This window comes from Streptomyces eurocidicus (assembly GCF_002891295.1).
GTDB classification, from domain to species: Bacteria; Actinomycetota; Actinomycetes; order Streptomycetales; family Streptomycetaceae; genus Streptomyces; species Streptomyces eurocidicus.
Genome location: NZ_LGUI01000001.1, coordinates 754,847 through 771,198, shown reverse-complemented (window position 1 = coordinate 771,198; position 16,352 = coordinate 754,847). Strand labels below are relative to the sequence as shown.

General features: G+C 74.1%; 12 protein-coding genes and 1 pseudogene. 4 read left to right on the top strand and 9 right to left on the bottom strand.

Going from position 1 to position 16,352, the window contains the following annotated elements:
* Positions 1 to 103: 103 nt before the first annotated feature.
* From ettA to AF335_RS03370, 3 genes are read left to right on the top strand one after another with little or no spacing between them, the layout of a single operon-like run.
* Positions 104 to 1,768, top strand: coding sequence for an energy-dependent translational throttle protein EttA (gene ettA / locus AF335_RS03380; RefSeq protein WP_102916707.1), 1,665 nt, complete (start codon positions 104 to 106; stop codon positions 1,766 to 1,768).
* A gap of 2 nt (positions 1,769 to 1,770) precedes the next feature.
* Entirely contained in the window at positions 1,771 to 2,247 is a 477-nt protein-coding gene (locus AF335_RS03375; RefSeq protein ID WP_102916706.1) for an acyl-CoA thioesterase, read from the top strand.
* Positions 2,244 to 3,005 (top strand): DUF8185 domain-containing protein, encoded by a 762-nt coding sequence (locus AF335_RS03370; RefSeq protein ID WP_102916705.1) that lies wholly within the window; start codon positions 2,244 to 2,246, stop codon positions 3,003 to 3,005. Before AF335_RS03375 ends, AF335_RS03370 begins: the two co-directional genes overlap by 4 nt.
* A 153-nt stretch (positions 3,006 to 3,158) precedes the next feature.
* Here the strand turns inward: AF335_RS03370 and AF335_RS03365 are convergent, their stop codons facing one another.
* Complete coding sequence (locus AF335_RS03365; protein WP_102916704.1) at positions 3,159 to 3,563, bottom strand: globin; 405 nt, start codon at positions 3,561 to 3,563, stop codon at positions 3,159 to 3,161.
* A 93-nt stretch (positions 3,564 to 3,656) separates the two neighbouring features.
* Between AF335_RS03365 and AF335_RS03360 the strand changes: the two genes are divergently transcribed.
* Positions 3,657 to 4,619, top strand: coding sequence for a methyltransferase domain-containing protein (locus tag AF335_RS03360; RefSeq protein ID WP_102916703.1), 963 nt, complete (start codon positions 3,657 to 3,659; stop codon positions 4,617 to 4,619).
* 34 nt (positions 4,620 to 4,653) lie between these two features.
* Here the strand turns inward: AF335_RS03360 and AF335_RS03355 are convergent, their stop codons facing one another.
* From AF335_RS03355 to melC2, 8 genes and pseudogenes are all read right to left on the bottom strand, one after another.
* On the bottom strand, positions 4,654 to 5,682 hold the full coding sequence (locus AF335_RS03355) for an FHA domain-containing protein (protein ID WP_102916702.1): 1,029 nt from the start codon (positions 5,680 to 5,682) through the stop codon (positions 4,654 to 4,656).
* Between the two features lie 95 nt (positions 5,683 to 5,777).
* Complete coding sequence (locus AF335_RS03350; protein WP_102916701.1) at positions 5,778 to 7,139, bottom strand: vWA domain-containing protein; 1,362 nt, start codon at positions 7,137 to 7,139, stop codon at positions 5,778 to 5,780.
* A 154-nt stretch (positions 7,140 to 7,293) separates the two neighbouring features.
* A complete protein-coding gene (locus tag AF335_RS03345; RefSeq protein WP_102916700.1) occupies positions 7,294 to 8,556 on the bottom strand; it encodes a PP2C family protein-serine/threonine phosphatase in 1,263 nt (420 codons plus the stop codon).
* A 3-nt stretch (positions 8,557 to 8,559) separates the two neighbouring features.
* Positions 8,560 to 11,231: pseudogene (locus AF335_RS03340) on the bottom strand (serine/threonine-protein kinase).
* Entirely contained in the window at positions 11,224 to 12,558 is a 1,335-nt protein-coding gene (locus AF335_RS03335; protein ID WP_102916699.1) for a hypothetical protein, read from the bottom strand. The pseudogene AF335_RS03340 and the gene AF335_RS03335 overlap by 8 nt, the downstream one beginning before the upstream one ends.
* Before the next feature lie 105 nt (positions 12,559 to 12,663).
* The gene (locus tag AF335_RS03330) at positions 12,664 to 13,581 is read right to left on the bottom strand and encodes a glutamate ABC transporter substrate-binding protein (RefSeq protein WP_376697779.1); all 918 of its coding nucleotides are present in this window, start codon (positions 13,579 to 13,581) and stop codon (positions 12,664 to 12,666) included.
* Between the two features lie 239 nt (positions 13,582 to 13,820).
* On the bottom strand, positions 13,821 to 15,209 hold the full coding sequence (locus AF335_RS03325) for a hypothetical protein (RefSeq protein WP_376697778.1): 1,389 nt from the start codon (positions 15,207 to 15,209) through the stop codon (positions 13,821 to 13,823).
* A 272-nt stretch (positions 15,210 to 15,481) separates the two neighbouring features.
* The gene (melC2, locus tag AF335_RS03320) at positions 15,482 to 16,306 is read right to left on the bottom strand and encodes a tyrosinase MelC2 (protein ID WP_102916697.1); all 825 of its coding nucleotides are present in this window, start codon (positions 16,304 to 16,306) and stop codon (positions 15,482 to 15,484) included.
* Positions 16,307 to 16,352: the final 46 nt, after the last annotated feature.

The window sequence follows — 16,352 nt, the reverse complement described above, 5'->3', positions numbered from 1 at the left end:
AACCCGTTTCCGTCAAGGGGTACCGGTGCGGCAAGATGGGGTGTATCTGCCCTCACGCGGCGGAGCCGCACATTGGCCCTTCTCGATTGCCGGACGGTTTCTCTTGGCTGAGTACATCTACACCATGCGCAAGACGCGCAAGGCGCACGGCGACAAGGTCATCCTCGATGACGTGACGCTGAGCTTCCTGCCCGGTGCGAAGATCGGTGTGGTCGGCCCCAACGGTGCCGGTAAGTCCACCGTCCTCAAGATCATGGCCGGTCTGGAGCAGCCGTCGAACGGCGACGCGTTCCTGTCGCCGGGCTACACCGTCGGCATCCTCATGCAGGAGCCGAAGCTCGACGAGGCCAAGACCGTCCTGGAGAACGTCGAGGACGGCGTCGCGGAGATCAAGGGGAAGCTCAACCGCTTCAACGAGATCGCCGAGCTGATGGCGACGGACTACTCCGACGCCCTGCTCGACGAGATGGGCAAGCTCCAGGAGGAGCTGGACCACGCCAACGCCTGGGACCTCGACGCCCAGCTGGAGCAGGCCATGGACGCCCTGGGCTGCCCGCCCGGCGACTGGCCGGTCAACAACCTCTCCGGTGGCGAGAAGCGCCGTGTCGCGCTCTGCAAGCTGCTGCTGGAGGCCCCCGACCTGCTGCTGCTCGACGAGCCCACCAACCACCTCGACGCCGAGTCGGTGAACTGGCTGGAGCAGCACCTCTCGAAGTACGCGGGCACCGTCGTGGCGATCACCCACGACCGCTACTTCCTCGACAACGTCGCCGAGTGGATCCTTGAGCTCGACCGCGGCCGCGCGCTCGCCTACGAGGGCAACTACTCCACGTACCTGGAGAGCAAGCAGGCCCGTCTGAAGGTCGAGGGCCAGAAGGACGCCAAGCGCGCCAAGCGGCTCAAGGAAGAGCTGGAGTGGGTCCGCTCCAACGCCAAGGGCCGTCAGGCCAAGTCCAAGGCCCGTCTCGCTCGCTACGAGGAGATGGCCGCCGAGGCCGACAAGATGCGGAAGCTGGACTTCGAGGAGATCCAGATCCCGCCGGGCCCGCGCCTGGGCTCCATCGTCGTCGAGGTCAACAACCTCTCCAAGGCGTTCGGTGAGAAGGTCCTGATCGACGACCTGTCCTTCACCCTGCCGCGCAACGGCATCGTGGGCGTCATCGGCCCGAACGGCGCCGGCAAGACCACGCTGTTCAAGATGATCCAGGGTCTGGAGACCCCGGACGGCGGTTCGATCAAGGTCGGCGAGACCGTCAAGATCTCGTACGTCGACCAGAGCCGCGCCAACATCGACCCCAAGAAGACGCTGTGGGCCGTCGTCTCCGACGAGCTGGACTACATCAACGTCGGCCACGTCGAGATGCCGTCCCGCGCCTATGTCTCCGCGTTCGGCTTCAAGGGCCCGGACCAGCAGAAGCCGGCCGGGGTCCTCTCCGGTGGTGAGCGCAACCGCCTGAACCTCGCGCTCACCCTCAAGCAGGGCGGCAACCTGCTCCTCCTCGACGAGCCGACCAACGACCTCGACGTCGAGACCCTGTCCTCGCTCGAGAACGCCCTGCTCGACTTCCCGGGCGCCGCGGTGGTCGTCTCCCACGACCGCTGGTTCCTGGACCGAGTGGCCACGCACATCCTGGCCTACGAGGGCGACTCCAAGTGGTTCTGGTTCGAGGGCAACTTCGAGTCCTACGAGAAGAACAAGGTCGAGCGCCTCGGTCCGGACGCCTCCCGTCCGCACCGCGCCACGTACAAGAAGCTCACCCGGGGCTGACCGTGGCGCGCCACCTCTACTCCTGCCCCCTGCGCTGGTCGGACATGGACGCCTTCGGCCATGTGAACAACGCGGTCTTCATCCGTTACCTCGAAGAGGCGCGGATCGACTTCATGTTCCGGCTGGCTCCGGGGGAGGGCAGCGAGTCGTTCCAGGGCGGGTCCGTCGTGGCCCGGCACGAGATCGACTACCTGCGCCCCCTGGTCCACCGGCATGCGCCGGTGACCGTGGAGACGTGGGTGACGAAGGTGGGCGCGGCCTCCCTGACCGTCGCCTATGAGGTCAAGGACGAGGAGCAGGTCTACGTCCGGGCCTCCACCGTCGTCGTGCCCTTCGACTTCGCGGCCGGCCGGCCCCGCCGGATCACCGCCGAGGAGCGGATGTTCCTGGCGGACTTCCAGGACGACGCCGGCCAGGAGGGCCAGCAGGGCCGGCAGGGTCCGGACGGCAGGCCCGCGAAGGGGGCCGTCGCCGCATGACGGCGTCCCAGCCCCCGTACGGGCAGCGGCTGAGCTTCGCCGACGCCGGGGAGGCGGCCGACCTGGTCGCCTTCCTGGCCCGGCTGATCCACTACGACCGCGCCGCCGCCGTCCGGCTCCAGGCCGACGGCGGCGTGCTCGCCGTCTTCGGCCGCCCGCCGTCCTTCGAGGTCCTCGCCATCCGCACCGCGCGGCTGGCCGGGGGCGCCGGGGAGACGGTGTTCGACACCACGGTCTCGGCCGGTCAGCTGGCCGACGCCCTGGACACCGCGACCCCCTCGGCCGACGGCGGGCTGGAGATCACCGTTCCCGACGCCGTCACCGGCCCGCCGTGGGCCGGTGTGCTGCCGCCGCGCGGCGGCTGGCAGCGGGTGGCGGGCCTGCCCGACGTGGCCGCTGTCCGGGGCGCCGTCGCCGCCGCCGTGGCGGAGTTCCGCGCGCGGGACGAGGCGCTGCCCGAGCAGCACCGCACCCGCGGTGAGCGCGACCGCATCGGTCGCGAGATCTGGTCCCGCACGCTGGGCGAGACGGGGCTGCCGTTGCGCGCGGTGCACGCCGCGCAGGCGCTGGGGTTCCTGCGGCCGCTTCCCGCGGGCGCGGTGGTCCGGCAGCTGGCCCGCGTCGGCGGGGGCGTCGGACCGGCGCCCGAGCCACTGACGCTGTTCGCGGCCGGGGGGTGGCTGCGGTTGCGCACGCCGTACGGGTCTGTGGTGGTGCGCGTAGGTGGGGTTACGGGGCTTACGGTCACGCCGGCCTGAGGCTGCGGTGCCGGGGGTGGCCTGAGGGGCCGCCGCGCGGATGGTGGGGCCCTGCGGGGCTTTTTCCCCTACCCGCCCCTTCCCTCAACCGGGGCTCCGCCCCGGACCCCGGTCCTCAAGCGCCGGACGGGCTGAACGGACGGGCTGGATATGTCAGCCCGGCGCGTTCACCATCGACGCCGCCGCGTACGTCAGATAGTTCCACAGCTGCTCCGCGTGCGCCGGGGCCAGCTCCAGTTCGTCCACCGCCGTCTTCATGTGCCGCAGCCACGCGTCGTGCGCCGCCCGGTCCACCGTGAACGGCGCGTGCCGCATCCGCAGCCTGGGGTGGCCGCGGTTGTCGCTGTAGGTGCGCGGGCCGCCCCAGTACTGCATGAGGAAGAGCACCAGGCGCTCCTCGGCGGGGCCGAGGTCCTCCTCGGGGTACATCGGCCGCAGCAGCGGATCCTCGGCTACCCCCTGGTAGAAGCGGTGCACCAGGCGCCGGAAGGTCTCCTCGCCGCCGACCTGCTCGTAGAAGGTCTGCTCCTGAAGCGTGCCGCGCGGAATCTTGTTCACCCTTCCATGGTCTCAGACCGACCGGCCTAGGACCGGAGGTCCAGGACTCCCGCGCACTTCGCGCGACGTCCCGCGGCGGCGCACAGTGGAGTCATGGGCGAGACGGGCGCGGACCTGCGGGAGCGGCTGGTCGGAAGGCTCCAGGCCGAGGGGGAGCTCACCGACCCCCGGTGGCGGGCCGCCTTCGCGGAGGTGCCGAGGGAGCTGTTCGTCCCCGCGTACTACGCGGGGGTCCCCGGCGGCTACCGGCGGCTCTCGCGCGACGACCCCGACCCCCGCGGCCGTGCCGCCTGGCTGTCCGGGGCCTACGCGGACGAGCCGCTCGCCACCCATCTGCGGGACGGGGAGCTGATCTCCTCCAGCAGCCAGCCGTCCCTGATGGCCATGATGCTGGCGGCCCTGGACGTGCACGACGGCCACCGGGTCCTGGAGATCGGCGCGGGTACCGGCTACAACGCGGCGCTGCTCGCGCACCGGCTCGGCGACGACGCCGTCACCACCGTCGACCTCGACGCGGAGATCACCGACGCGGCCCGCGCCCATCTCGCGGAGGCCGGCTTCCACCCCACGGTCGTCACCGGCGACGGGGCGCTCGGCTGCCCCTCCCGCGCCCCCTTCGACCGGACGATGGCCACCTGCGCGCTCCCGTCCGTACCGGCCGCCTGGCTCGCGCAGAGCGGCCCCGGCGCGCTGATCCTCGCCCCGCTCGCCACCGGCCTGATCGCGCTGCGGGTCAGGGACGCCACGCACGCCGAGGGACGGTTCCTGCGGACGCCCGCCTACTTCGTACCGCTGCGGGGCGGTGAGGCGGCGCCCCAGCCGTCGTACGACACCGGCGGCATCCCCTGCGGACTCCTCCGGAATGATCGATTCCGGTTCCTGCTGGCGCTGACCGCGGGCCGGCTGGACCCGGCCGACGCCCTCGCCTTCTGGCGCGACGAGGGGCGCCCGCCGCGCGAGCGCTTCGGCGTGACCGTGGCCGACGGCCGCCAGTGGGCCTGGCTGGACACCCCGCGCAGCCCCTGGCGCTGGCCGCTGGGCGAGCCCGTGGACTGACCCACCGGGCCGCGCACGGACGCGCCCCGGTCAATCAGCCCCGGTGGAGCGTGATCGTCGTCCAGGCGCCCACGTGCACCCGGTCGCCCTCGCTCAGCGGCACCGGCACGTACGGCTGGATCGGGTCCTCCGAGCCGTTGATCGTGGTGCCGTTGGTGGAGTCCTGGTCCACGACCGCCCAGCTGCCGTCCGGCTGCTGGACGAACATGGCGTGCTGGTGCGAGACGCCCGGGTCCTCCGGCGGCCTGGACAGGTCGATGTCCGGGGACTCGCCGGTGCTGTGCCGGCGGCGGCCGACGGTCACCTGATGGCCGCCGAGCGGCAGCCGCAGCTCGGGGGAGTACGCCGGGAGGTTGAGCCCGGCGGCCTCGGGCCCGCTGCGGTTCATCATCGCCATGAAGTACTCGCGGTCCGGCGCGATCACCGCGACCCAGCCGGCCGGCTGGACGGGCGGCTGGCCCTGCGGGGGCACGCCCGAGGGCACGCCCTCCGCGGTGTGCGGCTCGTACGGGTACTGCGGCTTGTTGGGGGGCTCGTAAGGGGGCTCGTACGGCGGCGCGGGCGGGGGCGGCGGCGCCTGGCCCGCGCTCGGCGGGGACAGCAGCCAGTCGTCCGCGGCGTCGTCGCCGAAGGCCGGCGCCGGCGGGTGCGTCTGCGGGGTGAGCGGCTCGGCCGGCCGGTTGATCCGGGACGGACGCGAGCCGTAGTACTCGTACGACTGCGGCGGCTGGGTGTGCTGCGGCGGGGGCGGCGGGGCCGACTGGAGGCCCTGCGGCTGCGACACCGGCGGCGGCCCGAACGAACCCCCGGCCGGAGCCATGAAATTGTGCCGGCACTCCTCGCAGAAGGGCGCCTGGGCCTCACGGGGCGTGCGGCAGCGCGGGCACAGCTCGGCCTGGACCGTCGGATCGCCGAAGCCCTGACCGCCGGGGGCGCGCCCAGCGGCGGGCCGGCGGGCGGGGCGGCGGGGGACGGCGCCCGTGGCGGTCGCCGACATCCGGTGGCCGCACACCTCGCACCAGTCGTCGGCCGCCGACTGGTGGCCGTTCGGGCAGGTCGGCATGTCGGTTGACTCCCCCTCGTGTGCCGTTCGTCGTCAGGCTGTCGCCGCTGGTCGTACGGGAACTCCGGCCGTGGGGCGGTGGCGACCGCCCCCGGCTACTTCTTCACGCGCACGGTCTTCGTCGAACGCGTTTCCAGCGTCATCTGCGCCTCCGCGGAGACCTTCGCCTTCAGCCGCACAGTACCGGTCGCGGCATCCACCACGTCCACCACCTTGGCGAGGAGTTTCGCGGTGTCCTCGTTGCCGGAGCGGCTCGCCAGCTGCACGGCCCGCCCCAGCTTCGCCGTCGCCCCGTCGACATCCCCCGACCTGCGCAGGTCCAGACCCTGCTGGATGACCCGGGCCAGCTCGGCCTGCCCGGTGTAATGGGCGACCTGGGGGTTGATGGACGTCGAAACGGCCGGGTCGGCCGTCCACACCGCCCGGACCAGCCCCTGCGAGAGCACCTGCGCCGGGCCGCCGTCCGGTGCGGGCAGGACCAGCGAGACCCGGGCGGCCAGCATCTCCTCGCCCACCGCGGCGCTCGGCACCCGTACGCACACGTGGTAGTCGCGCGACTCGTCGCCCCACGAACCCGTCGGGTAGTCGCCCGTACGCGGCCCCGACTCGACCCGCCGACCGGTCAGTTCCTCCACCGACGGCGCGACCTGCTTGACGTACCGCACCTCGGCGCCCTGTGGGGTCCACAGCCGCAGCGCCACGTCCGCGACCTCCTTGCCCATCGTGGACTCCATCATCCGGGTGAAGTCCGCGGCCAGCCCGGCCGGATCGGCGACGATGTCCGCCGTGCCCAGCAGCGCCGAGGCGATGCCGGTGACCTCCTTGACCTCCCAGTCCGTCCCCACGCCCCGGGCGTCACAGGTGAACCGGCCCGCGCAGGCGTTCAGCGTGGTCCGCAGCGCCTCCGGCTCCTCGTGCTCGTTGCGCCCGTCCGTCAGCAGGATCCCGTGCCGGATCGACACGTCGGAGGAGGCGAACAGCCGGTCGGCCAGGCGCAGCCAGGTGCCGATGGCGGTGCCGCCGCCCGGGGTGAGCTTGCGCAGCGCCTCCTTGGCCTGGTGCCGGGTGGTGGCGTCCGCCACCGCCAGCCGGCCGCCGCCTGGATACGCCTCCTTGGCCTGGTGGGTGCCGGCCACCACCGCGAAGGCCACCCCGTCGCGCAGGGTGTCGATGGCGGCGGCCGTGGCGTCCCGGGCGTTGCGCATCTTGGTGGGCGGGTACTCCATCGAGCCGGAGCAGTCGACCATGACGACCACGCCCGCGGCCGGCGCGGCGGGACGGGCGGCGACGCCCACCGGGGACTGGTGGGGCACCAGGGGCGTCTCACCGGTGGTGCCCCCGCCGGTGGCGGTGACCGTCACGATCGCGTTCACCTCACGGCCGCCCTCGGGCAGGTGCGCGTTCTGATACACCTCGACCGCGAAGCGGGGCACGCCCGGCTTGGCGAAGTTGGCCATCTGATTCGGCTCCTCGGTCACTGTCGTCGGGCACGTGGGCGGTACGGGCGCGAGGGCGCGCCCGGCGGCCGGACAGGGCGGAGGGCCACCCTTGCCGGAACGGCGCGGGGCGCGGCACCGGTGTGATCCCCCGTCGTCACGGCCACGTCGGCCGTCAGGCCGATCCTGCCCCCTCGGGCGGCAGGGGGAACGGCAGTACGGCCACTGTTACGTTGTCGTGGCCCCCTCCGTCCAGGGCGTGGGCCAGCAACCGCCGGGCGCATTCCAGCGGGTGGGAACGGGCGTCCGGCGGAGTGATCTCGGCCATCCGCTCGGCGGACTCGGCGTAGTTCCACAGCCCGTCGGTGCAGACGATGACCACGCCCTTGCGGTCGGGGTGGAACGACGCGGTGTGCGGATCGACCTCGTACGCGTCCGCGCCCAGCCAGCCCGTGATCGCGTGCGCGCGCTCGTCCGCGTACGCCTCGGCCTCCGACAGCAGGCCCGCCGCGACCATCTGCGCGGCCCAGGAGTCGTCCTCGGTGAGCCGGGCGGGCTGGGTGGCCCGGTCCTCCGGCACCCAGTAGGCGCGGCTGTCGCCGATCCAGCCGACCGTCAGCAGGTCGCCGGTGACGACCGCGGTCACGATGGTGCAGGCCGGGGCGTTCTCCTGGCGGTGCGTCTCGTGCTGGCGAGGCTCGTTCGCGGGCGGTGGCGGCGCCGCGAGCGAGGTGACCGCCTCGGCGGCCCGGACGATCGCGTCGTGGGTGGCCTGCCGCGGGTCCGTGCCCCGCGGGAGCGCCGTCACCAGCGTCTCGCGCGCGGCGGCGCAGGCGGCGGCCGACGCCTCGTCGGGCCGGGTCGCGGAGGAGACGCCGTCGCTGACGACGGCGACGGTGGCGGGGCCGCCGTCCGCGAGAGGCACGGTGGACACCGCGTAGGCGTCCTCGTTCCGGTGGTGGCGCAGTCCGCGGTCGCTGACCGCCGCGACGCCTGGCAACTGGTGCTCCATGTGATCCCGTTCGCGCGGTGCGTGTCCGCAGTGTTCGCAGTACCCGTCTTTGTCGATCATGCCGGATCGGCAGGCCCCACAGGTGCGGCCGGTGCCGTTCGCGGCGGGCAGGGGGGACCTGCCGCCGTCCGGCCGCGGCCGGTCCCCTCTGCCCGCCAGGGCGCCGTGCGCCGACTGCGCGGGCACCCCGCCGAACGCGCGGGGATCGGGAACGGAGGCGTCGGCGCCCGGCGGCGGCCCGGGGCGGCCGGCCGCGCGGCGGCCGGGCGCCGCCGCCGGGGTGCCGGAGGGCGCCGGGAACCGCTCGCCGGGCGGCGGCGCCGACAGATCGGCGCCGCAGCCGCCGCAGAAGTTGTCACCCGGCTCCAGCGGCTCGTGGCAGACGGGACAGGCCGTCAGCTGTGGGGGTCGCGGCAGTTGCGACATCGATCACACCCATGTCCTGGGGCGGAAACGGTTTGCCCGCTCCACCAGTTCGATCCGTTCCTCGCCGCGCTGGGCGAGCCGGGCCAGCACGCGGTACGAGCGCTCCAGCCCGAAGCGCAGCCCGCGCTCCTCCAGGCCGCTGCCGAGCAGTGTGGCAGCGACCGCCGTGCCCGGGGGCGCGCCCGAGCCCCGCGCGCCCGAGAGCACCCAGTCCAGCGCGCACCCCAGCACCTCCGTCGACAGCCGCTCCCGGCGCACCGCGTCCAGCCCGAACTCGGTGAGCCGCTCCACCTGCCCGGCGGCGGCCAGCAGGTCGTCCAGCAGCGGGTCCGCCGGCGAGCGCTGCCGCAGCCTCGCCCGTACCGCCGCGACCCGCGCCGCCGTGTAGTGGATGGACGCCTCCGGTACGGACTCCAGGGCCGCGACCGCTCCCGCGCGGTCGCCGGCGGCCAGCCGCACCCGGGCCAGCCCGAACGCGGCGCTCACATAGCTCGGGTCGGTCGCCCACACCAGGTGGTAGTAGTCGGCGGCGTTGTCGAGCCGGCCCAGCACCTCGGCGCACACGCCCAGCGCCAGCTTCGGCGCGGGCTCGCCGGGGAACGCGTCGTAGACGGCGTCGAAGGCGAGGGCGGCGGTCCCGTGGTCACCGGAGGTCAGGGCGTACAGGCCGCGGTACCAGACGACCCGCCAGTCGTCCGGGTGCGCGGCCTCCAGACCTTCCATCGCCTTGGACGCCTGGTCCTCCTCGCCCAGTTCCAGCTGGGCCCGGATCCGGCGCAGCCGCAGCTCCAGCGATTCGGCGGGTGCCCCCTGGAGCGCCGCGTACACCTCGGCGGGACGGGAGGCGAGCAGGCCCGCGAGGAAGCCCGCGTTGGGGTCCGCCGGGTCGACGAGCGGCACGGGCAGGGCGAGGGCCGTGGCCGGGGCGTCGAGCGCGGCGACGGCCGGGAGCGGGGCGGCGCGCCGGCGGCCGGGTCCGGCCGCGCGGGCGGGGTGGGCCGGGCCGTGGCCGGGCCGCCGGGCCGCCGCTGCGCCGGCACCGCCGCGCGCGCCTTACGGGCGCCCGCTCTGCCGCCCAGCGCGGACGTCTCGCCGCCCACCTCCGCGAACAGCCTGCTGTCGACCACCCGCAGCTCCGGCCCGAACAGCGTGGACAGCGCGGGCCGCGGCCGGCCGCTCCGGACCGCCACGACCTCCCGCAGCACCCCCGTCAGCTGCTCCGCCATCTCCCGCGCGGAGGCGAACCGGCGGCCCGGGTCCGGGTCCGTGGCCCGCACCAGGAGCCGGTAGAAGGACTCGTACCGGGTGAAGACGTCGATGTGCTCCGGCTCGGGGAGGGCGTGCGCGAAGACGTTGGTGTAGCCCTGGAAGTCGAAGGTGAGCACGGCGAGGGTGCGGGCCACGGTGTAGAGGTCGGAGGCGACGGAGGGGCCGGTCTCGCCGACCTCGGGGGCCTGGTAGCCGACCGTGCCGTAGATCGCGCTCTCGTCGTCGTCCATCCGCCGGACCGCGCCCATGTCGATCAGCTTGAGCTGGTCGTGCTGCTGGATCGCGTTGTCGACCTTGAAGTCGCAGTACAGCAGCTGACGGCTGTGCAGATGGCCGAGGGCCTCCAGGGCCTCGATGCCGTAGGCGCACGCCTGCCCGACGGGCAGCGGGTCCCGCCGGCCGTCCGGGGTCCGCCGTTCGTTGGCGATCTCCTTGAGGGACTTGCCGCCCACGTACTCCATCACGATGTAGCCGTCGAGGCTGCCGGACCGCTGGTCGAGGTGCTCGACGAAGTTGTAGATCCGGACGATGTTGGAGTGCTCGATCTCGGCGAGGAAGCGCCGCTCGGAGACGGCGACCGCCAGCGCGTCCTCGTCACCGGTGTCCAGCAGGCCCTTGAGGACCACCCAGCGGTCGGACACGGCGCGGTCGACGGCCAGATAGATCCAGCCCAGGCCGCCGTGCGCCAGACAGCCCGCCACCTCGTACTGCCCGTGCACCACGTCGCCCCGGCGCAGCTTGGGCACGAAGGAGTACGGGTGCCCGCACTTGGTGCAGAAGCCCTCCGTGCGCCCCGGGCGGTCACCGCGCGCCCGCCCCACCGGGGCGCCGCAGTCGCCCTTGCTGCAGAACCGCTTCCGCTCGGGCACCTCGGGGTTCTCCAGCACCGCCGCCAGCGGGTCCGGGCGCGGCACCTCCGGCACGGTGACCAGCCCGGCGCCCAGCCGGCCGCGCCCGGAGGAGGACGCGGACGTGGAGTGCGAGCTGCGCACCGACACCGAGCGGGACCCCGAGCCCGTGGAGCCCGCGCCACCGGCGGACAGCCGCCCCGAGACCGACCGGCGCGACGACGAGGACCGCGAGGACCGGGACGAGGAGGCCGACGACCGCGACCGCGAGGACGAGCCCGAGGAGCCCGAGGAGCCCGATCCCGAGGGCGCCAGGGGCGGTGGGGACACCGGGGACGCCAGGGGCGGCGACGGCGGCAGGGGCGCCGCGGCAGGTGCGTACGCGCCGCCCGACACCCGGGTGAGGGCGGTGCTCGCGACGCCCGTGGCGGGTGAGACCAGTGTCCCGCCCGGCTGCGCCGCGGGGGCGAGCCCGCACGTGTCGCAGTACAGCTCGCCGCCGCCGACGTCCTCGTACGCCCCGCCGCAGCCCTGCCGGCGGCAGGCCCCCTCACTCATGGATCCCCCTACGGTCGGCGGGCACCGAGGGCCCGGTCGCGGACGGCGGGGCGAGTGCCTCCGCCAGCGCCTGCTGATAGCGCAGGACGGCCTGTTCGGCGGCCATCAGGTCGCACGGCGCGCTCCACAGCATGCGGCGCGCCACGTCATGGCGTTCGACGAGGAACGTGTCCTCGGTGAAGCCGAGCCGGACGGCCTTCGCGCGGTACGCGTCCAGCCTGCCGCGCAGCTCGGCCCGGACGGCCAGCGGCGCCGTGACGGCCGTCAGCGAGTCACGGGCGCGCAGCAACTCCTCCTCGGCGCGCCGCTCCAGGTCCTCCAGGAGCGGCGAGAGCCGGTGCCACCGGGCGTGCCTGCGGTGGTCGGCCGCGGCCGACAGCTGTTCGTAGAGCTCGGTCGGGGGGCCGGAGACGGCCGGCACCACCGACGCGGCGATCTTGGAGAGGACCTCGGTCCGCGCCTGGCGGGCCTCGTTGAGCGTGCGGTCCGCGCGGGAGAGGACGTCGCGCACCCGCATCAGCCGCTGCTCGGCGTCCTGCCGGACGTCCAGGACGGCCTCGACCTCGCGGCGGACGTCCTCCAGGGCGCGGGCGGCGCGGTCGTAGCGGCCGGTGTCGGGGCGGCCGCCGCCCGGCGCGGAGCTGGGCGAGGCGCCGGACCAGAAGGCGAGCGGATCGGATATCACCTCGGTGCGCAGCGCCGCCAGTTCGTCGGTGATGCGCTCCAGGTCGTCTCCGGAGGGGTGTTCGCCGGGGCGCACGCCCACCGAGTGGGCGAGCGAGCGGGTGCGCTGGAGCTCGGCGGCGAGCAGGTCGATCCGGGCGGGCAGCGCCGACCAGACGGCGTCGGCGGTGACGACCACGTCGAGCGCCTCGGCGTACCAGCCGTTCATCCGTTCGAGGAGCTCCCGGAGACTGAGCCGCTCGCTGAGCCGGGCGGCGGTGCCGTCCGGGGCGCCCCCGGCCGCCGTGGAGAGGTGGCCGCCGCCGGACAGGGTGACGCCGCTGCCGCGCAGCAGCTCGGTGAGCTCGGACAGCTCCCCCTGGGTGGGCCAGCGGCGCCGGCCGCGCAGCGCCCGGGCGGCGGTCAGGGCCGAGGTGTACGCGTCGAAGTACGTCCAGAGCCGGGTGACGAGCTGCTCCGCCACGGCCCACCGGCTCCTGGTCGTACCGGTGAGTTCCGCGCCTTCCAGGAGGCGCCGGCCGGCGTGGTCCTGGAGGGCGAGCAGCGAGGACTCCACGGCCTCGTGCTCGGCGCCGAGCCTCGCCAGCGCACGGTCCACCTCCTCGCGGCTCAGGGCCGGCCCGGTGGATCCCGCGACCGCCATCGATCCCCTCTCCTGTCCGCGGCCGCGCCGCGGACGTGTCCGTAACGGTGGTGCCCCTTCGTTTCCGTGCCGGTGCCGCCGGGACCGGGCCGCCCCGGCGCCCGCTCAGTCCCGGTACTTGGGTACCGGCGGCGCGGTGATGCCCTTGAGATCGGCCGCCAGCCACTTGGTGTACGCCCGCATCCACGGGCTGTTGTCGCCGCCGCCGCGGTAGTCGTCCAGCACCTTGTTGACCCGGCGTACCAGGTCCACGTCCCGGAGGTTCATCGCCACGCCGTACGGGTCGGTGGTGAACGGCTTTCCGACGAGCTCCACGGAGGGGTCCTGGGCCGCCAGGCCGGCGCCCAGGGCGTTGTCCGTGAGCACCGCGTCCACCTGGCCGAGCTGGAGCCGGACCAGGCAGTCCAGCTGGTTGGGCACGGTGACCAGGCGCGCGCCGTGCGGCTGGTCCCTCAGTTTCGACTCCGCCGTGGCCCCCTTGGCCGCACAGACCTTCTTCCCCGTCAGGGAGTCGTCGAACGCGGTGACGGAGGACCCCCTCGGGGCAAGTATCTGCTGGCCGGCGACGAAGTATGCGGTGGAGAAGGCCACTTGTCGGATCCGGTCGCAGGTGATGGACATGGTGCGCGCGATCAGATCGACCTTGCCCTTTTCCAGGGCGGGAATGCGCTGGCTGGTGGGGATCGCCAGGAAGGTGACCTTGTCGGCGTCGCCGAGGATGTCCTTGGCGATCGCGCGCGTCAGGTCGATGTCGAAGCCGCTGAGCTCGCCGGTGGAGGGGTTGCGGTAGCCCCAGCGGAAGCTGTCCTGGTCGACGCCCGCGATCAGCCGGCCACGGCTCTTGATCCGCCGCACCGCCGGGCCGTCCGCGGCGTCGCCCGGACGCAGGCTCGCCTCCGGGTCGGTGCAGGTCACGGGCGCCGCGGGGGCCTCGGCGGCCACGGTCGTGACCCGGTCCCGCGCGGTGCGGGCCGGGCGCTCCGGGCCGGCCGGCGCCGCCACCGTGGCCACGAGCGCGCACACGGCCGCCGTCGTGGCCAGGGCGAGGGGCCGCCCGCGCGAAATCCCCGGACGCCCCGGTGACTTCGGCCCCTGGGTACCCTTCAACCCCCCGGGCACCGCCAACTCCGGCCGTACCGCCCGCCGTGCCCGTACCGCTCGTACCACCCGGCTCACGAGCCCCGTCCGGGCGTGCGCCTGTCCCTGAGCCTGCCCCTGAACCTTTCCTCGCGTCGTCCTTCTCACGGTTCCGCCTCCCCCCGTCACCGGTACTCCGACAGTCTGCGGCCTATCCCGAGCACCGCGCCCGCCGCCCCCAGCACCGCCAGCACCACCGCCCCCGCGGCCAGCCCGGCCAGGGCGCCGCGCCCGTCGTCGGCCGCCGCCCGGAAGTCGGCCTGCTCATGGGTCAGGGCGCGCCGGAGCTGCTCGTCCACCCGGTCGAAGGACTCGCCCGTGCTGCCCTTCTCGCCGATCACCTTCGGCAGCGCCCGGTCGTAGTCCCCGCTGTCGTCCGCCGCGCGCGCCTCGGCGTGCCGCGCCTGCCACTCCCGGACGCCCCTGACGGCGGCGTCGACCGCGTCCCGGCCCTCGGAGTCGTCGGCGAGGTCCCGGGCCCGTGCCAGCAGCGTGCCCGGCGCGGCGGCGGCGCCGCCCTCGCCGACGAGCTTGCGCATGCCGTCGCGGTAGCTCGCCTCGTACGCGTCGTCCTTGTTCTCCGTGAGCACCGCGCCGCGTGCCACCAGCGTGAGGTTCTCGTCGCCCCGGGCCTGGAGGGAGCCGATCCGGGCCTCGGTGAGCACCTGGAGCGAACGGGCCCCTTCGGTGGAGGAGCCCTCCAGGTCGGAGCGGGCCAGGGCGTGCCCGACCACCAGCCACAGCAGCACGACCACGGCGGTCGCGGTGGCGGCGAGCATCCCGTGGTTGAAGACCCGGTTGGTGCGGAGGTACGTGCGCCGCTGGGCCCAGCCGAGCGCGCCGAGGGCGGCCAGGCCGAGGCCCAGCGCGGCCCAGGGCCAGGACTTCGCGTCGGCGTAGTCGGAGCCGAGCCGTCCGGTCTCGGCCTCGTAGAGCTCGCGGGCGGCGGGCAGCAGGTCGTCGCGCATCAGGTCGCCGGCGGTGCGCAGATAGGCGCCGCCCAGGGGGAGGCCCTGCCGGTTGTTGGCGCGGGCGGACTCCACCAGTCCGGTGTAGCGCGGGAGGAGTTCGTTGAGCCGGGAGATCTGCCGGCGGGCGGTGTCGGAGTCCTCGGCGTTGGCGGCGGCCTTCACCAGCAGCCCGGACGCCAGGGCGATGTCCTTCTCGTACCGCTGCCGGACGGCGGGGGACTCCCGCGAACCGGCGAGGAAGCCGCTGGCCGCCGTGGTGTCGGCGTCGGCGAGGGAGCGGTAGGCGTCGGCGGCGTCGGCGCTGAGCGGCTGGCTGCGGCCCACCACGGCGTCGGCGGCCGAGGCCCGGTCCGCGACCTGCCAGGCGGTCACCGCGCCGAACGCGACCAGCAGCAGGGCCAGGAGGGCGCCGATGGCGCGCAGCCGCCCCGGCTCGGTGGTGGCCACCGCGCGCAGCCGGTCGACCGCCTCCCGCCGGCCGGTGGGAGGGTCGGGCGTGGGCGGCGGTGGCGCGGTGCCGCCGGCCGGCTGCGGGTATGACACGGGACCTCCCCCTCGGTCGCTGTGGGCGGTCCGTCTCTCCAGGCGGCCGAGAACGCCGGAAGAGCAGGGGCCCCGGCCAGCAGTATGGCCGCAGGGGCTGACAAACACACCGGTACCGACTCGATCTTGTTCGGATCGCGATCCGCGCCGGGCCCGCGCCGGCCTCCGTACCCACCACGCGCGACGGGCCCGTTCGGTTCCCGCGCCGGGTGGGCGGGGACACCGGACGGGCCCGTGGGGCACCGGCGCGCTCCGTCGGGCGGAGCGGGCCGTCAGCGGTCGTAGGTGTAGAACTTCGTGTGGTCCAGCATGTCGGCCGGGGTCACGTTGTTCCAGGGCCGCATGGTGTCGTTGAGGTCCACGACATTGGCGGTGCCACCGGCCGGCAGGTAGGGCGACGTGGGGTGCATGCGCTGCCAGTCGGCCCACAGCTTGTCGATGAAGCAGTGGTGCAGCCAGAAGGCGGGGTCGTTGGGGGAGACGCCGGTGGCCATCTGGCCGCCGATCCACACGTGGACGCTGTTGTGGACGCGGCCCTGGCCGCGCCAGCCCTCCAGGTTGTTGCGGAAGCCGTCCGAGGCGCTGTTCCAGGGAGCCATGTCGTACGTGGTCATGGCGAGCACGGCGTCGACCTGGGCGCGCGTGGGCAGCTGGGCGCTGCCGGCGCCCAGTTCCCGCTGGAGGAAGGGGCGGTTGTCGACGCTGACGTTGATGTTCCACTTGCCCGTGGAGTACGCGAACGGGCCGGTGGTCACCTGGGAGTCGCGGCTGCGGCCGTTGCCGCCGAGGAAGTCGGCGCCCCAGATCGAGGAGTTGGCCGTGCGGTCGACGGTCCAGTCCCAGTACGGGAGGGTGACCGAGGCGTCTATCTTCTGCAGTTCCTGCTCGAACTGGATCAGGAAGCGGCGGTGCCAGGGGAGGAACGAGGGGGAACGGTGGCCCACGCGGTCGCCGTTGTCCGTGTCGCTCATGATGAACTCGTTGTGCGTCCGCACGAAGCCGTCGTAGACGCCGGTGCGCTTGAGCTCCAGCAAGGCGTTGACGAAGTTGCGCTTCTCGGTGGCGCTGAGCGTCGCCTGGTTCTTACGCACTGCCATGGGGGTTCGGTCCTTTCGGGTCGGGTCGGGGGAACGGCAGAGCGGT